This is a genomic window from Pyramidobacter piscolens W5455, from assembly GCF_000177335.1.
Lineage (GTDB): Bacteria > Synergistota > Synergistia > Synergistales > Dethiosulfovibrionaceae > Pyramidobacter > Pyramidobacter piscolens.
Genome location: NZ_ADFP01000045.1, coordinates 1 through 773, shown reverse-complemented (window position 1 = coordinate 773; position 773 = coordinate 1). Strand labels below are relative to the sequence as shown.

The 773-nt window shown below is 44.1% G+C and carries 2 protein-coding genes; one reads left to right on the top strand and one right to left on the bottom strand.

What is annotated here, in order from left to right:
- On the bottom strand, nt 1-154 hold a 154-nt coding region (locus HMPREF7215_RS12715), incomplete at its 3' end, for a helix-turn-helix domain-containing protein (protein WP_083798229.1).
- 291 nt (nt 155-445) lie between these two features.
- On the opposite strand from HMPREF7215_RS12715, the gene HMPREF7215_RS03200 reads away from it, so the two are divergent.
- Nucleotides 446-742, top strand: coding sequence for a hypothetical protein (locus HMPREF7215_RS03200; protein WP_040550322.1), 297 nt, complete (start codon nt 446-448; stop codon nt 740-742).
- The last annotated feature ends 31 nt before the right edge of the window (nt 743-773 follow it).

The following is a 773-nucleotide window of genomic DNA, read 5'->3' as shown; positions in this document are numbered from 1 at the left end:
AACAGATGCGGTCGAGCACTTCGAGAGCCACGTATTCGCCTTTGTTCATTTTGGTGATTGTGCGTGAAGAAGTTGAGATCGTCTTCCTTAGGTCTTCCTTGCTCATATCTTTATCAATCAGCAGTTTAAACAATGGTTTATAGTTGAATGGCATTTTATCGCCGTCCTTTCTATCGCAGATTATACCATGAATCTTTCATTTATGAAATATTTCTGTTGACAAGTGAATGATACAGATGTATCATTTCATTAGTGAAAATAAATAATTCATAAATGAACAACAAGAGAGGTGATGGATTGAAGCACGTCGATTCGGTACGGCGCATCAAAAAGGCCCTTGGAACTGTTAGGACAGTAGCAAGGGCGAGGGCCTGAGAAGAAGGCCGCTTGTATTGTACCACGGTGGCTTTCTCTTCGGGGGAGATTGTGAAAGGAGAATGTTCTCATGATGATTCACGGCGTGAAATTGGAAGAGTGTTCAGAACTAGGCGTGAAAATGACATTTCCCGATAATTCTTATTGCACTTTGGCCATTGATGTGGTGTATCGGCATCCTCGCCGCCCGCCGTTGGAATTAGGTGAAGAAAATATCCCGACTGACACTGACAGGTACGCAAGGAGATTACGAGACGACAAGACGCCAGAGGATAAAGAGATAGATGAAGCGGCACTGAAGCTTTTATATTCGAGCGTGGCAAGAAGCTACCTCAACGGTGAGCTTGATATCAAGCCTTCGGCATGAGCAGAGGAACAACCGAAGACGACCTTCACAA

What these genes read in the sequence shown, in the direction of transcription:
- HMPREF7215_RS03200 (WP_040550322.1), top strand. Translation starts at nt 446, where the DNA reads ATGATGATTCACGGCGTGAAATTGGAAGAGTGTTCAGAACTAGGCGTG.